The sequence below is a fragment of the Variovorax sp. MHTC-1 genome (genome assembly GCF_003984645.1).
GTDB lineage: Bacteria > Pseudomonadota > Gammaproteobacteria > Burkholderiales > Burkholderiaceae_C > Variovorax.
Genome location: NZ_RWKI01000004.1, coordinates 50,450 through 64,110 on the forward strand (window position 1 = coordinate 50,450; position 13,661 = coordinate 64,110).

The window sequence follows — 13,661 nt, forward strand, 5'->3', positions numbered from 1 at the left end:
ACGCCGCAACCGAGGCACACTTCCGCTTCCAGGTGGGCGCCCGGGGCGCCGGTAGGAGCGGACATGGCTGCAGCGATTCGGTATGTGGCGGCGTCTCTGATGCTTGTCGCGGGATGCGGTGGCGGGGGCGGCGGTGGCAGCGTTGCCATCAGCGCCTTCGGGGTGGACGGGACGGCGGCGCCCGCACCGCCGCCGGCCGCCAACCCGCCGCCGCCGCCTCCAGCACCACCGGCCTCGCCGATGGTGGTCAAGGTGACCGAGCTGGCCTCCGGCCTCAACAGTCCCTGGGCCCTGGCCTTCCTGCCCGACGGCAAGCTGCTCGTGACGCAGCGCGGCGGGCAGATCCGGCTGCGCAATGCCGACGGCACGCCGGTCAACGGCGGGGCCGACCAGGTCAGCGGCGTTCCGCCGGTGGAGGCGGTCGGGCAGGGCGGCTTGCTCGACGTGGCCGTCGATCCGGCTTTCGCGAGCAATCGCCGCATCTACTTCAGCTATGCGGAGCGCGATACGGGCAACGCCAGCCTCAACAGCACCGCGGTGGCGCGCGCCGAGCTCGACGTCGCCAATCGCAGCCTGAGCAATCTTGTCGTCATCTATCGGCAACAGCCCAAGGTGCAGAGCAGCATGCATTTCGGCTCGCGGCTGGTGTTCGATCGCAACGGCCATCTCTTCGTGACCCTGGGCGAGCGCATGAGCATCGACCAGCGCGGCTTCGCCCAGGACCTGACGCGCGGCCACGGCAAGGTGGTGCGCATCACCACCGATGGCGTTCCGGCGCCGGGCAATCCCGACTTCGGCGTGGCCGGCGCGCAGCCGCATATCTGGAGCTACGGCCATCGCAATGTGCAGGGTGCCGCGCTGCATCCGGCGACCGGCGATCTGTGGATCAGCGAGCACGGGCCGCAGGGCGGCGATGAAGTCAACCTCAGCCTGCCCGGCAGGAACTACGGCTGGCCCATCATCAGCTACGGGCAGGAGTACGGCACGCTCACTCAGGTCGGCGAGGGCACGGCCAAGGCCGGCATGGAGCAGCCGCAGAGCTACTGGGAAAAGATCGATGGCTCGGCCTGGACGCCGGGCACGACGAAGTCCTCGATCGCGCCCAGCGGCATAGTCTTCTACACCGGCGATGCGTTGCCCGACTGGAAGGGCAACCTCTTCGTCGGCGCATTGGCGGGCACCGCGCTGTGGCGGCTCACGCTCAACGGCAACTCCGTGACGGGGCGCGAACGTCTTCTGGCCGATCGCGGCGAGCGCATCCGCGACGTCCGCCAGGGGCCGGACGGCTGGCTCTACCTGCTGACCGACAGCACCAACGGCAAGCTGCTGCGGCTGCAGCGCTAGGCCTTTGCGGCGGCGGGCACAACCGCCGGCATGCGCGCCAGCACCCGCTTGCGCACCGCATAGATGTTGTTGCGCAGCGCGTAGAGTTCTTCCGCATACGAGAGCGGTACCGCCACCTTGTTGACCACGCGGTCGAGGTTGTCCAGCTCCTCGATGAGCGCCTCGCGCTCGCCGGTTCCGGCCTCCAGCTTGTTCTCGACCTCGCGCAGGCGCGCATACCAGCGGAACACGCGCCGGCGCACGCGGAATTGGTAGAGCGGCGGCACCACGCGGCTCAGCGGCAGCATCAGCACCAGCAGGCCGCCGAGCACCAGCCACATGCGCTCCACCAAGTTGCTGGCCCAGAAGGGCAGATAGCGCTGCCAGAAAGGCGGCGTGCCGTTGATGGCGCGGTCGCCCTCGGGGCTGACCGGCAGCTCGCTGGTGCGGGTGTTCGGGAAGTCGCGTGCGCGGTTGAACCAGCCGGCGCCGCTATGCAGCGTTTGCGCGCTCTGTGCGAACAGTTGGCGCAGCGCGGGATGGGTTTCCTCGCGCGCCAGCAGCGAGGTGGTGGCAGCCAGCATCGACAAGTCCTGCGGCGGCAGGTCGGCCGCGAAGTCGACCACGCCGCGCGGCAGGGTCACCGCCTGCAGAAAGGCGAAGCGCCGCGAATAGGCATCGCTCTGGCCGAATTCCATCAGCTGGATGTCCGGCGCGCGCAGCAGCCGCTGCACCAGCGGCGACTGCGGCGCCGAGGCCAGCACGATCACGTCGAGCAGCCCGGCCTGCAGCGCCTCGATGGCGGGCGACTGCTCGAGGTTCGACAGTTGCAGCGTCTGCGGATCCATGTGGTTGGCGCGGAACATCCGCTCCATGATCTCGGGCACGCCGCTGCCGGGCTTGTCGACATTGACGCGCAAATTCTTGAACTGCGCGAGCGACGTCAGCCGGCCGGTCTTGCGGTCGACCGCGCGCGCCGCGTCGGTGCGATAGAAGAACCACAGAGGTTCGTAGAACAGGCTGCCGAGCGAGCTGAGCCCCGCTTCTTCATCCGCCACCGGATCGGCGCTGCCGCCGCGCACGAAGCCCACGTCGGCGCCGCCGCTGCGCAGCAGTTGCAGGTTGTCCTGGGAGCCGTCGGTCGGCTTCAGCTCGACCTCGATGCCATTGGCCTTGAGCGCCGTGGCGTAGCGCTTGCCGAACTCGGCGTACGCGCTGCCGGCCGGTCCCGTCGCGAGGCTCACGTGCTTGGGCGGCTGCGGCTCCAGCCACCAGTAGGCGGCGATCAGCAGCCCGATGACGAGGAAGACCACGGGGCCGGCCGAAGCGATGAGATCGCGGATGGAGAGGAGGACGAGGCGGATGGTGCGGGGCATGCGATGGGATGGAACGGTGCTCGAGGTCGCCGCGGGCGCGGCAGCGCGCATTTTGAGTGGCTTTGGGCCGCGCCTCGGTTACAAAGCGCGTGCGGCCGGCCCCTTTACCCCAGGTCCGCAGCGCAGGGAAAGCAGCTCTCTCCGATCCGCACCGTGCGCGCCGCCCGCACCGCGCGCAGCGTCGCGCGTGCCACCACTTCTGCCGCCATGGTGCCCAGCACCGTCATGCCCGGCGCATCGCCTTCGAGCGGGACGCGGCCGGTGGCGAGCGCGAACAGGGTGTCGCCGTCGCTCATGGTGTGAACCGGGTTGATCGCGCGCGCCAGGCCGTCGTGAGCAACGGCCGCGAGCCGGTTGGCCTGCACCTTGGTCAGCACGGCATCGGTCGCGATCACGCCCAGCGTGGTGTTGGTTCCGGCCAGGAGCGGCCGGGGCACATCGCCGCACAGCAGGGCGCGGCGCGTGTCGAGCAGCGCGCGGCCGTCCTCGGTGCGCGCGCCGGCCACCACCTGGGCGCTGTCCGGGTCGAGCACGTCGCCGAGCGCGTTGCAGGCGATCAGCGCGCCTACCGTCACGCCGTTGACGGTGATCGAGGCGGTGCCGATGCCGCCTTTCATCGCGCGGTGTACGCCGAAGAGCTTGCCCACCAGCGCGCCGCTGCCGGCGCCCACATTGCCTTCGGCCGGCGCGGCCGTCGAGGCCGCGTCGCAGGCCGCATAGCCGGCGGCGGCATCGGGCCGGATGCGCGCATCGCCGACCGGCAGGTCGAAGAGCACCGCGGCCGGGACGATCGGCAGCGTGCCGAAGCGCACGTCGAAGCCGATGCCACGCTCTTCCAGCCATTGCATCGCGCCGTCGGCGGCCGCCAGGCCCCAGGCGCTGCCGCCGGCGAGCATCACGGCATGCACCTGCTGGACGAAGTTGCCGGGCGCAAGCAGGTCGGTCTCGCGCGTGCCGGGCGCGGCGCCGCGCACATCCACGCCGGCCACCGCGCCTTCGCGCGCGAGGATCACGGTGCAGCCGGTCGGGCGGCGCGGGTCGCTGAAGTGACCGACTTCGATGCCGGAGACATCGGTGATGGCGCCCGCATCCGGGGCCGGGGAGGAGGCTTGTGCATCAGACATCGCCGGCGATTATGGGACCGCGGCGCAATTCGCCGCGCGCCTGCCGCAGCACCGACCAGCCGCCGCTGATCGCGAGCGCAGCCATCGCCGCGGCCACCGCGAGGTCGGGCCAGGCGGTGCCGGTGCCGAAGACGCCCAGCGCCGCGAGCATCACCGCCACGTTGCCGATGGCGTCGTTGCGCGAGCACAGCCATACGCTGCGCATGTTGGCGTCGCCCTCGCGGAAGGCGTAGAGCAGTACGGCCACCAGCACGTTGACGCCCAGCGCCAGCGCGCCGACCAGGCCCATGGTCAGAGCCTCGGGCGGCACGCCCTGCGTGGCCGACCAGAGCGTCTTGGAGGCCACGAAGACGCCGAAGCCCAGCATGCTGAGCCCCTTGAGCACGGCCGCGCGCGCACGCCACGCGAGGCCCATCGAGAGCACGGCCAGGCTCACGCCGTAGTTGGCGGCATCGCCGAAGAAGTCGATCGCATCGGCCAGGAGAGAGACCGAGCCCGAGCGAAAGCCGGCGCCGATCTCGATCGCGAACATGGCCATGTTGAGGGCCAGCGCCACCCACAGCACGCGCCTGTAGCGCGGCGTGTCGGAGGCCGAAAGATGTTCGTGGTCGTGATCGTGTTCGCAGCAGTTCGCAGACATGGTTTCTCCAGGGATGGCACCATTGGAAAGGTTGAAGTCACTGGAAGGTCAAGCCATGGCAGTCGAGAGTCCGCCCATCGAGCAGGGTTACCGCATCGGCGATGCCGCTGCACGCAGCGGCGTGAGCGCCACCAACATCCGCTACTACGAAAAGGAAGGGCTGATCGCGCCGCAGGCCCGAGGCGACAACAGCTACCGGCTCTACACCGATGCCGACGTGCACCGGCTGCGCTTCATCCGCCTGTGCCGCGCGATGGACATGTCGCTCGACGAGGTGCGCACCCTGCTCGGGCTCGACCTGCGCAGCAAGGCCGACTGCGCCGCGGCCTGCGTCGCGCTCGATGCGCATCTTGGGCATGTGCGCGAACGACTGCGCGAGCTGCGCTCGCTCGAAAAAGAGCTGATCGCGCTGCGCGACTGCTGCGACGGCACCGATGCGCAATGCCACATCATCGAAGCCCTGCATGCGCGGGCCGACCGCCAGCCGCTGGCGGGTGCGCAGCGCACGCGGGCCGCGCGCCACGTGTGAGCCGCCAAGGCCTGTCGACAGGCCCAGCTCAGCGGCCGAGCCCGGCAGGCAGCGCCATCCCGCGCTCGCGCATCACGTCGCGCAATATCGCCGGGTCGTCGGTGATGATGCCGTCCACCTTCCAGTCCATCAGCTTCGCCATGTCGGCGCGCTGGTTCACGGTCCAGGGCACGACCTGGAAGCCGAACGATTGCGCTTCCTTCACCTGCGCGGCCGTGAGATCGTTGAAGGCCGGCGACCAGATCACTGCGCTCTTGCTCTCGCCCGCGGCGGCCTTCACGAGACGCGGTACCGAGCCGAAGTCCTCGAGGCGCAGGCCCGAGGTCCAGCGGCTGTCCTTCAAGGTGCGGCCGCTCGTGAGATAGGCACGCCGCATCTGCGGCGCCCATTGGCCGACCAGCGCGAGCGCGCGCCAGTCGAAGCTCTGGATGGTCACGCGCGGGGCCATGCCGTATTTGTCGATCTCGGCCAGCAGGGCGCGCACCATCTCATCGGGCGGCGCGGTTTCGTCAGGCCGTGTCGGGTCCAGCTTGGTCTCGATGTTGAAGCGGATCTGCGTGGCGCCGCGCTCGCGCACGCGCTCGAACAGCGCAGCCAGCGTCGGGATGCGTTCGCCGTCGCTCACCAGCTGCTTCGCGAACTGCTTGCCATAGCTGGTGGCGGGATCGATGCGGCCCACGTCGTAGGCCTGCAGCTGCGACAGCCTCAGCGAACGGAGCGCCGGGCCCTTGGCGGCGAGGAAAGCACCGCTCGCGTCGCGCGTGTGGTCCGGGTTGAGCACGGTGTCGTGCGAGATCACCACCACACCGTCGGCCGTGAGTCCGATGTCGAGCTCGAGCGTATCGACGCCCATCTCCATCGCGTTCGTGAAAGCGGCCAGCGTGTTTTCGGGCGCCAGCGCACGGCCGCCGCGGTGGGCTTGCAGGTCGAAGGCGCGCTGCGCGCCAGGATCGAGCGCTGCGCAACCCGCTAGCATCGATGCCGCGATCAGCCAAGTCGCAAGGCGAGGGGTGAACTTCATTTGAGTTCTACCTTGATGCCGTCCTGTTGCACGGTGATGTCACCGATCTCGTAGGTCTTGCGGCCCACGGTCAGCTCTTCGGCAGTGAAGGTGCGTAGCGCCTGGCCATGCAGCATCTCCTGCGCGACCAGCGCGCCGATCTGCTGCAGGCGCTCGGCATCGCGGCCGGTCACGCCCTGCAGTTCCAGACGCTCGGCCTTGGGCTGGTCGAGCCGCAGCGCACGCGCCGGCGCGTCGTACTTGAGCGCGCTGCTGACCGAGACCACGCCTTCGACGGCGGACGGCCGCAGCAGCGGGCTCGCGATCGAGAGCACGGCCGTGATCGCCGCGCGATTGGCCTTCGCATCGAGGCCCAGCTGCGGATCGCGCAGGCCGACGGTGAAGATCTCGGCATAGCGCTGCTGCACCGGAAAGCGCTTCGCGATCTGCGCCTGCAGCTCTTCGCGGCTCGCGGTGTACTCGCTGGTGAAGAAGTTGAAGCCGGCGAGCGCCGCGAAAGGCGCCGGCGCTGCGGCGGCAGCCAGCAGTGCGCGCAGGAGAACGCGGCGGGAAATGAGGGAAGAGCGGTTGCGCATACCGCTCGGAGCTTGCCACAGGCGGGAGGTTCCTCCTCCCGGAGGCCTTCAGTCGTGAAGCGACGAAAGGAACTGTTTCAATTCCGCCGTCTGCGGATTCCCGAACAGCTCCGCCGGCGGCCCCATCTCGTGCACGCGCCCCTGGTGCATGAAGATCACGCGGTCGCTGACCTTGCGCGCGAAGCTCATCTCGTGCGTCACCATCAAGAGGGTCATGCCCTCGTCGGCCAGCGATTCGACCACGCGCAGCACCTCGCCCACCAGTTCGGGATCGAGCGCCGACGTGATCTCGTCGCACAGCAGCACGGCCGGCTCCATCGCGAGCGCGCGCGCGATCGCCACGCGCTGCTGCTGGCCGCCGGAGAGCTGGTCGGGCATGGCGTCGAACTTCTCGGCCAGGCCGACGCGCTCGAGCAGCTTGCGCGCCTGCGAGGCGGCTTCCGTGCCGTTGCGTTTCTTGACCAGCGTCGGCGCGAGCATCACGTTCTTGCCGACCGTGAGATGCGGGAAGAGGTTGAAGCTCTGGAAGATCATGCCCACGTGCTGGCGCAGCTCGCGCATGGCCATCGCGCTTTCGTGCAGCAGCGGCTTGCCGTCGACCGTGAGCGATCCGTCCTGGAAAACTTCGAGCCCGTTGATGCAGCGCAGGAGCGTGCTCTTGCCCGAGCCGCTCTTGCCGATGATGGCGATCACCTCGCCCCGCCTGACGTCGAGGTCGATGCCTTTCAGCACCTCGTTGCTGCCGTAGGACTTGCGCAGCGCGGTGATGCGCACGATGGGCGTTGCGAGGGCAGGAGCTTCAGCGACGAGCGCCATGGATCTTCCTTTCGAGGTTCTTGGCGTACAGGCTCACCGGAAAGCACAGCACGAAGTAGAGCAGGGCGACGCAGCTGAAGACCACGAAGGGCTTGAAGGTCGCGTTCGAGATCATGCTGCCGGCCTTGGTGAGCTCGACGAAGCCGATCACCGAGGCCAGCGCGGTGCCCTTGATCACCTGCACCAGGAAACCCACGGTGGGCGCGACCGCGATGCGCGTGGCCTGCGGCAGGATCACGTGGCGCATCTGCTCGCCGAAGCTCAAGGCGAGGCTGCCCGACGCTTCCCACTGGCCCTTGGGAATGGAGGCCACGCAGCCGCGCCAGATCTCGGTGAGGAAGGCGCTGGTGTAGAGCGTGAGCGCCACCGAGGCGGCGGTCCAGGCGGAGACCTCGATGCCGAGGAGCGCGATGCCGAAGTAGGCCAGGAACAATTGCATCAGCAGCGGCGTGCCCTGGAACAGCTGCACGTAGAGGCCGATCAGCCGCTCGGCGACCGGCCCGCCCGACAGGCGCACGAAGAGCAGCACCGCGCCCACGAAGCCGCCGCCGACGAAGGCGATCAGCGACAGCGCCACCGTCCAGCGCAAGGCGAGCAGCAGGTTGCGCAGGATGTCCCAGAGGGAGAACTCGACCATCTCGACGCTCCTATCGGCCGAAGAAGAACTTCGGCCCTGCCCAGTTGAGCAGCTTGCGTGTTCCGACCGAGAGCGCCAAGTAGATCAGCGTCGCGATGATGAAGGCCTCGAAGGCGCGGAAGTTGCGGCTCTGGATCAGGTTGGCCGCATAGCTCAGCTCCTCGGTCGAGATCTGGCTGCACACGGCCGAGCCCAGCATCACGATGATGATCTGGCTCACCATCGCGGGCCATACCTTCTTCAACGCCGGCGGCAGCACCACGCGCGTGAACACCTGCACCTTGTTGAGCGCGAGGCTCACTGCGGCCTCGATCTGCCCGCGCGGCGTGGCCTCGATGCCGGCGCGGATGATCTCGGTCGCATAGGCGCCGAGGTTCATCACCATCGCGATGATCGAGGCCAGTTCGGGGGAAAGCTTGAATCCCGCCGCCGGCAGGCCGAAGAAGATGAAGAACAGCTGCACGATGAAGGGCGTGTTGCGGATCAGCTCCACATAGCTGCCCACGATCCAGCGCAGCCAGGCCGGCCCGCTCGCGCGGGCCCAGGCGCAGGCGATGCCGACCACCATGCCGATCAGCGTGGCGACGAACGTGAGGCCCAGCGTCCACACGATGCCCTTGGCCAGGAGCGGCCAGTCGACGAGCACCGCGCCGAAATCGAAGTTCATGTGCTGACCTTATGGAGCGGCGTCGCCGCGACTGTTCGGGAAACACCGCGGAACCGGCTTTGCCGGGCCGCTGGTGTTGCCCCCTTGAGGAGGGATTCGGCTACACGAAGCGAGCAAGAAACGGGGGTGGGTCATGACGGCAAGTCGCCGGCTTCCTTGCCGAGGTACTTCTTCGACATCGCGTCGAGCGTGCCGTCCTTCTTGGCGGCCGCAATGATCTCGTTGACCTTGGCCTTCAGCGCGTCCTCGCCCTTGGCAATGCCGACGAAGCAGGGGCTGTCCTTCAGGAGCAGCTTGTATTCGGCGCCGAGCTGCGGGTTTTTCTGCATCATGTTGCCGGCCACCGCGGCGCTGGTGGCGATGGTCTGGGTCTGGCCCGCGACGAAGGCCGCGATGGTCGCGTTGTTGTCCTCGAAGCGCTTGTAGTCGACGTTGGCCGGCGCCACCTTGGCGAGCTCCTGGTCTTCCATGGCGCCGCGCGTCACGGCCACCGACTTGCCGCCCATGTCGGCGAAGCTCTTGATGCTCAGGCTTTTCGATGCATACACGGCCTGGAAGAAGGGCGCATAGGCGGCGCTGAAGTCGATCACCTTCTCGCGCTCGGCGTTCTTGCCCAGCGTGGAGATCACGAGGTCGGCCTTCTTGGTCTGCAGGTAGGGAATGCGATTGGCGCTGGTGACCGGCACCAGCTCGACCTTGACGCCCATCTTGGCGGCGATCAGCTTGGCCATCTCGACATCGAGGCCCTGCGGCGCCATGTCGGGACCGACGAAGCCGTAGGGCGGGTAGTCGGTCGGGATCGCGACCTTGAGGGTCTTGGACTTGAGCACGTTGTCGAGCGCGCTCTGGGCTTGCGCGGCGCCGGCGGCGAGCAGCGCAGCCGATGCGATGGCCAGCGCGAAGTGGCGTTTGGAAACTTTCATAACAGGGCTCCTAGGTAGGTCGATGAATCGGGATCACGCAAAAGCTGTGCCTTCGTCTTGTCGTCGGCAGGCGCGTGGCGCAGCGGTGCGAGCGCGTCGCGCAGCTGGGCCAGCGGGTCGGTGGGGTTTTGCACGCGCAGCGCCGACTGCACCGTGCCGATGTGCTCGGTCATCAGCGCCTCGGCGCCGGCGGTGTCGCCGCGCTCCAGCGCCGCGACGATGCGCACGTGGTCTTCGCAGGACTGCGCCGCGTCGTGCGAGGACTGGTAGAGCATCGCGATCAAGGTGGTGCGCGCGGTGAAGTCGCGTAGCGTGTCGGCCAGAAGCGAATTGCCCAGGCACTCGGCCAGGCAGACGTGGAAGTCGCCCAGCAGGTAGCTGCGGTTGCCGATGTCGCTGTCCTTGAGCGCCGCCTTCTCGCGCTTCAGATGTACCTTGAGCGCGCGCAGGGCTTCCTTGTCGATCGGCCCGGCGCTGCGGATCAGGCCCGACTCGATCACGCGGCGCGCCTCGAAGGCTTCGCGCGCCTCCGCCTGCGAGGGCTCGATCACGAACCAGCCGCGGCGTGCGCTCACGGTCACGATGCCGCGCGCCGCCAGCCGCGTGAGCGCCTCCCGCACGATGGTGCGGCTGCAGTCGAACAGCATCGCGAGCTGCTGCTCGCCCAGGCGCGAGCCCGGGGCGAGCTTCTGCGCCATCACCGCTTCAACGATGCGTGCACTGATTTCGGATGCGGAAATGGCCATGGTCCTGCATACCAGCAGCTTTCATGCCAACTGGTATGCAAGATCTGTGCACCAAACAGGTGTGATTCAGCTGCGCAGACGCGCCAACAAGGTGATTTCGGGCACGCTGGCGAGCGCCTTGGACAGCGGGCAGCCGGCCTTGGCACCGGCCGCCAGTTCCTGGAACTTGGCTTCGTCGATGCCCGGAATGGTGGCCTCGAGCTCCAGCTGGATGCGGTCGATCTTGAAACCCGCGCCGTCGCGGGCCAGGCGCACCGCAGCCTTGGTGTCGATCGAGTCGGCCGTGAAGCCAGCGCCCTCGAGCGCGAAGGCCAGCGCCATCGTGAGGCAGCCGGCGTGCGCCGCACCCAGGATCTCTTCCGGATTGGTGCCGCGCTTGTCGTCCTCGAAGCGGCTCGTGTAGCCGTAGGGGTAGTCCTTGAGGGCGCCGGTCTCGGTGCTGATCTGGCCCTTGCCGGCCTTGCCGGCGCCTTCCCAGTGAACGCTTGCGTGCTTTTCTGCTGCCATGTGAGCTCCTCGGTAGGTGGGTGAAGGACTGCCGTTGTACGGCAGAACGCGCCACGAGTCACCCATGCGACGCGCTCGGGGGCTTCCCCGATGCAGGGCGCGCGCGCCGCATCGTAGGCTCGGGCGCTGATTGGAGACTGATCACCGTATGGACCGCCCGCACTACAAGTTCTGGCCCGAGCGCCTGCCCCGTTCGATCACCGTTCCCGCCACCTCGCTGTGGCACAACCTCGCGACTTCCGCGGCGCGCTTTCCCGACAAGTCGGCCATGGTCTTCTTCGGCCGCGAGACCACTTACCGCGAGCTCGCCGCGCAGGTCGAGCGCCTGGCCGGCGCGCTGCATGCGCTGGGCGTGAAGCGCGGCGACCGCGTGGTCCTCGACATGCAGAACTGCCCGCAGCTGGTGATCGCGCATTTCGCGATCCTGCGTGCCAATGCGGTGGTGGTGCCGGTCAATCCGATGAACCGCGCCGAGGAGCTGAAGCACTACATCACCGATCCGGATGCCAAGGTCGCCATCACCACCGGCGACCTAGCGCCCGAGCTCGCCAAGGCCAGCGACGCGCTCGCGCCCAAGGACCGCCTGGCGCACATGATCGTCACTCAGTTCACCGACGCCTTCGATGCCGAGGCGAGCGGCGACGAGGCGCCGCCGCCGGCCTGGCGCGACTGGCTGTTGGCCCGCCACGCGTTGCCCGCGCTGGCCGACGGCACGGTCATGGCCTGGACCGATGCGCTGGATGCGGGACACGCGCCGCCCGAGCACGTGGTCGGCGCCGACGACATGGCCCTGCTGCCCTACACCAGCGGCACCACCGGCCTGCCCAAGGGCTGCGTCCACCACCATTCGAGCCTGATGCACAACGCCTTCGCAGGCCAGCTCTGGGGCCTGGGCTCGTCCGAGGCGGTGGTGCTGGCCGTGGTGCCGATGTTCCACATCACCGGCGTGGTGAGCATGATGCACACCACGATCCTGGTCGGGGGCACGCTGGTCATCATGCCGCGCTGGGACCGCGAGGTGGCGGGCCGCCTGATCTCGCGCCGCAAGGTCACGAGCTGGACCAACATCCCGACCATGGTCATCGACCTGATGGCCAGCCCCAACTTCGCAAGCTTCGACTTGAGCAGCCTGACCTACATCGGCGGCGGTGGGGCCGCGATGCCGCAGGCGGTGGCGCAGCGGCTGCTCGAGCAGTACGGGCTGAAGTACCAGGAGGGCTACGGCCTCACCGAGACCGCGGCCCCTTCGCACACCAACCCGTTCGAGAACCCCAAGCAGCAGTGCCTGGGCATTCCCTACCTGAGCACCGACGCGCGCGTGGTCGATCCCGACACCTTGAAGGAGATGCCGATCGGCGAATCGGGCGAGATCATCATCCACGGCCCCGAGGTGTTCCAGGGCTACTGGAAGCGGCCCGACGCCACGGCCGCGGCCTTCGTCGAGTTCGAGGGCAAGCGCTTCTTCCGCTCCGGCGACATGGGCCGCATGGATGAGGACGGCTACTTCTTCATGACCGATCGCCTCAAGCGGATGATCAACGCCAGCGGCTTCAAGGTCTGGCCGGCCGAAGTCGAGCTGCTGATGTTCCGCCACCCGGCGATCCAGGAAGCCTGCGTGATCTCGATGAAGGACAGCTACCGCGGCGAATCGGTCAAGGCCGTGGTGGTGCTGCGCGCCACGCACAAGAACACCAGCGAAAAGGACATCATCGACTGGTGCCGCGAGAACATGGCGGTCTACAAGATTCCGCGCGCGGTGCAGTTCGTCGATGCGCTGCCCAAAAGCGGCAGCGGCAAGGTGATGTGGCGGCTGCTGCAGGAGGCGGAGAGCAAGCCAAGGGCGGCCTAGTCGCGGATTTCGACTTCGGCTTCGATCTCCACAGGAATATCGAAGGGCAGCTCGGCCAGCCCGACCGCGCTGCGCGCATGCGCGCCGACCTCGGGCCCGTAGAGCGTGAGGATCAGGTCGGAGAAGCCGTTGATCACGGCCGGCATGCGGTCGAAGCCGGGTGCCGCGTTGACCATGCCGAACACGCGCACCCAGGCCGTGATGCGGTCCAGGTCGCCGAGCGCACGCTTCAGGCTGCCGAGCATGCCCAGCGCGGTCAGGCGCGCCGCCTCGTAGCCCTCCTCGAGCGTGAGCTCGCGCCCGACCTTGCCGAGCGGCTCGGCCAGCGAGCCGTCGGCATGCTGCGGCCCGTGGCCAGAGATCAGCGCCCGCTGTCCGACGATGCGCACCCAGGGGAAGGGCAGCACCACGCCGGAGGGCATCGCAACGGGCGGCGGGAGAACCAGGCCCAGGGATTCGAGCTTGTTTTCAATCTGCGTCATGGGGTGTCATGAATGAGTCGTCGACCGAGGCTGACCACGTCGTCCTGCGTGTACCCGAGCTTGCGGTAGAACGCGATGACCTCGGTATTCGACGATCGGACCAGCAGATTGATCTTGGGGCAGCCGCGCTCGACAAGCAACTGCTCCGCTTCCTGCATGAGCGCGCGGCCGATGGACAGCCTGCGGTGCTGCGGCGACACCGCGAGGTAGTAGACCCAGCCTCGGTGGCCGTCGAAGCCGACCATCGCGGAGCCGACCAGCGCGTCCTTCTCGGTGGCGACCAGAAAGAGCTCGGGCTGCTCGCTCAGCTTGCGCTCGATGTCGCGGTGCGGATCGTTCCACGGCCGGGTGAGGCCGCAGGCGTGCCAGAGTTCGATGACGCTGGCTTCGTCGGCGGGGCGGAAGGGGCGAATTTTCATTCTCTCGAACAGCGTGGTGAAAGTCTG

The 13,661-nt window shown here is 68.2% G+C and carries 16 protein-coding genes; 3 read left to right on the plus strand and 13 right to left on the minus strand.

Annotated elements, in window-relative coordinates; all coding sequences use genetic code 11:
* Positions 1-63: 63 nt before the first annotated feature.
* Entirely contained in the window at positions 64-1,344 is a 1,281-nt protein-coding gene (locus EJI01_RS08265; RefSeq protein ID WP_126836642.1) for a PQQ-dependent sugar dehydrogenase, read from the plus strand.
* On the opposite strand, the gene EJI01_RS08270 is transcribed toward EJI01_RS08265, so the two are convergent.
* The 3 genes from EJI01_RS08270 to EJI01_RS08280 all read right to left on the minus strand — a co-directional run bounded on the left by EJI01_RS08270 (position 1,341) and on the right by EJI01_RS08280 (position 4,463).
* A complete protein-coding gene (locus tag EJI01_RS08270; protein WP_126836643.1) occupies positions 1,341-2,699 on the minus strand; it encodes a TAXI family TRAP transporter solute-binding subunit in 1,359 nt (452 codons plus the stop codon). The two genes, EJI01_RS08265 and EJI01_RS08270, sit on opposite strands and share 4 nt — an antisense overlap.
* Positions 2,700-2,803: 104 nt before the next feature.
* The gene (locus EJI01_RS08275) at positions 2,804-3,823 is read right to left on the minus strand and encodes a P1 family peptidase (protein WP_126836644.1); all 1,020 of its coding nucleotides are present in this window, start codon (positions 3,821-3,823) and stop codon (positions 2,804-2,806) included.
* Entirely contained in the window at positions 3,816-4,463 is a 648-nt protein-coding gene (locus EJI01_RS08280) for a cation transporter (RefSeq protein WP_126836645.1), read from the minus strand. The genes EJI01_RS08275 and EJI01_RS08280 overlap by 8 nt, the downstream gene beginning before the upstream one ends.
* Before the next feature lie 55 nt (positions 4,464-4,518).
* On the opposite strand from EJI01_RS08280, the gene EJI01_RS08285 reads away from it, so the two are divergent.
* On the plus strand, positions 4,519-4,992 hold the full coding sequence (locus EJI01_RS08285) for a Cd(II)/Pb(II)-responsive transcriptional regulator (RefSeq protein WP_126836646.1): 474 nt from the start codon (positions 4,519-4,521) through the stop codon (positions 4,990-4,992).
* Between the two features lie 28 nt (positions 4,993-5,020).
* On the opposite strand, the gene EJI01_RS08290 is transcribed toward EJI01_RS08285, so the two are convergent.
* From EJI01_RS08290 to EJI01_RS08325, 8 genes are all read right to left on the minus strand, one after another.
* On the minus strand, positions 5,021-6,013 hold the full coding sequence (locus EJI01_RS08290) for a glycerophosphodiester phosphodiesterase (RefSeq protein WP_126836647.1): 993 nt from the start codon (positions 6,011-6,013) through the stop codon (positions 5,021-5,023).
* Positions 6,010-6,588 (minus strand): DUF1439 domain-containing protein, encoded by a 579-nt coding sequence (locus EJI01_RS08295; RefSeq protein WP_126836648.1) that lies wholly within the window; start codon positions 6,586-6,588, stop codon positions 6,010-6,012. The genes EJI01_RS08290 and EJI01_RS08295 overlap by 4 nt, the downstream gene beginning before the upstream one ends.
* 48 nt (positions 6,589-6,636) lie before the next feature.
* On the minus strand, positions 6,637-7,404 hold the full coding sequence (locus EJI01_RS08300; protein WP_126836649.1) for an amino acid ABC transporter ATP-binding protein: 768 nt from the start codon (positions 7,402-7,404) through the stop codon (positions 6,637-6,639).
* Positions 7,388-8,041: an amino acid ABC transporter permease gene (locus tag EJI01_RS08305; protein ID WP_126836650.1), complete on the minus strand. Its 654-nt coding sequence runs from the start codon at positions 8,039-8,041 to the stop codon at positions 7,388-7,390. Before EJI01_RS08305 ends, EJI01_RS08300 begins: the two co-directional genes overlap by 17 nt.
* A 10-nt stretch (positions 8,042-8,051) precedes the next feature.
* Positions 8,052-8,708: an amino acid ABC transporter permease gene (locus tag EJI01_RS08310; RefSeq protein WP_126836651.1), complete on the minus strand. Its 657-nt coding sequence runs from the start codon at positions 8,706-8,708 to the stop codon at positions 8,052-8,054.
* 131 nt (positions 8,709-8,839) lie between these two features.
* Positions 8,840-9,631 carry a transporter substrate-binding domain-containing protein gene (locus EJI01_RS08315; protein ID WP_126836652.1) on the minus strand — a complete coding sequence of 264 codons (792 nt, stop codon included), beginning with the start codon at positions 9,629-9,631 and terminating at the stop codon, positions 8,840-8,842.
* Positions 9,628-10,377 (minus strand): GntR family transcriptional regulator, encoded by a 750-nt coding sequence (locus EJI01_RS08320; protein WP_126836653.1) that lies wholly within the window; start codon positions 10,375-10,377, stop codon positions 9,628-9,630. The genes EJI01_RS08315 and EJI01_RS08320 overlap by 4 nt, the downstream gene beginning before the upstream one ends.
* A 66-nt stretch (positions 10,378-10,443) precedes the next feature.
* The gene (locus EJI01_RS08325; RefSeq protein WP_126836654.1) at positions 10,444-10,884 is read right to left on the minus strand and encodes an OsmC family protein; all 441 of its coding nucleotides are present in this window, start codon (positions 10,882-10,884) and stop codon (positions 10,444-10,446) included.
* A gap of 148 nt (positions 10,885-11,032) precedes the next feature.
* Between EJI01_RS08325 and EJI01_RS08330 the strand changes: the two genes are divergently transcribed.
* Positions 11,033-12,733 (plus strand): long-chain fatty acid--CoA ligase, encoded by a 1,701-nt coding sequence (locus tag EJI01_RS08330; RefSeq protein ID WP_126836655.1) that lies wholly within the window; start codon positions 11,033-11,035, stop codon positions 12,731-12,733.
* On the opposite strand, the gene EJI01_RS08335 is transcribed toward EJI01_RS08330, so the two are convergent.
* On the minus strand, positions 12,730-13,215 hold the full coding sequence (locus EJI01_RS08335) for a RidA family protein (RefSeq protein WP_126836656.1): 486 nt from the start codon (positions 13,213-13,215) through the stop codon (positions 12,730-12,732). The genes EJI01_RS08330 and EJI01_RS08335 overlap by 4 nt on opposite strands.
* Positions 13,212-13,634, minus strand: coding sequence for a GNAT family acetyltransferase (locus EJI01_RS08340; RefSeq protein ID WP_126836657.1), 423 nt, complete (start codon positions 13,632-13,634; stop codon positions 13,212-13,214). Before EJI01_RS08340 ends, EJI01_RS08335 begins: the two co-directional genes overlap by 4 nt.
* Between the last annotated feature and the right edge of the window lie 27 nt (positions 13,635-13,661).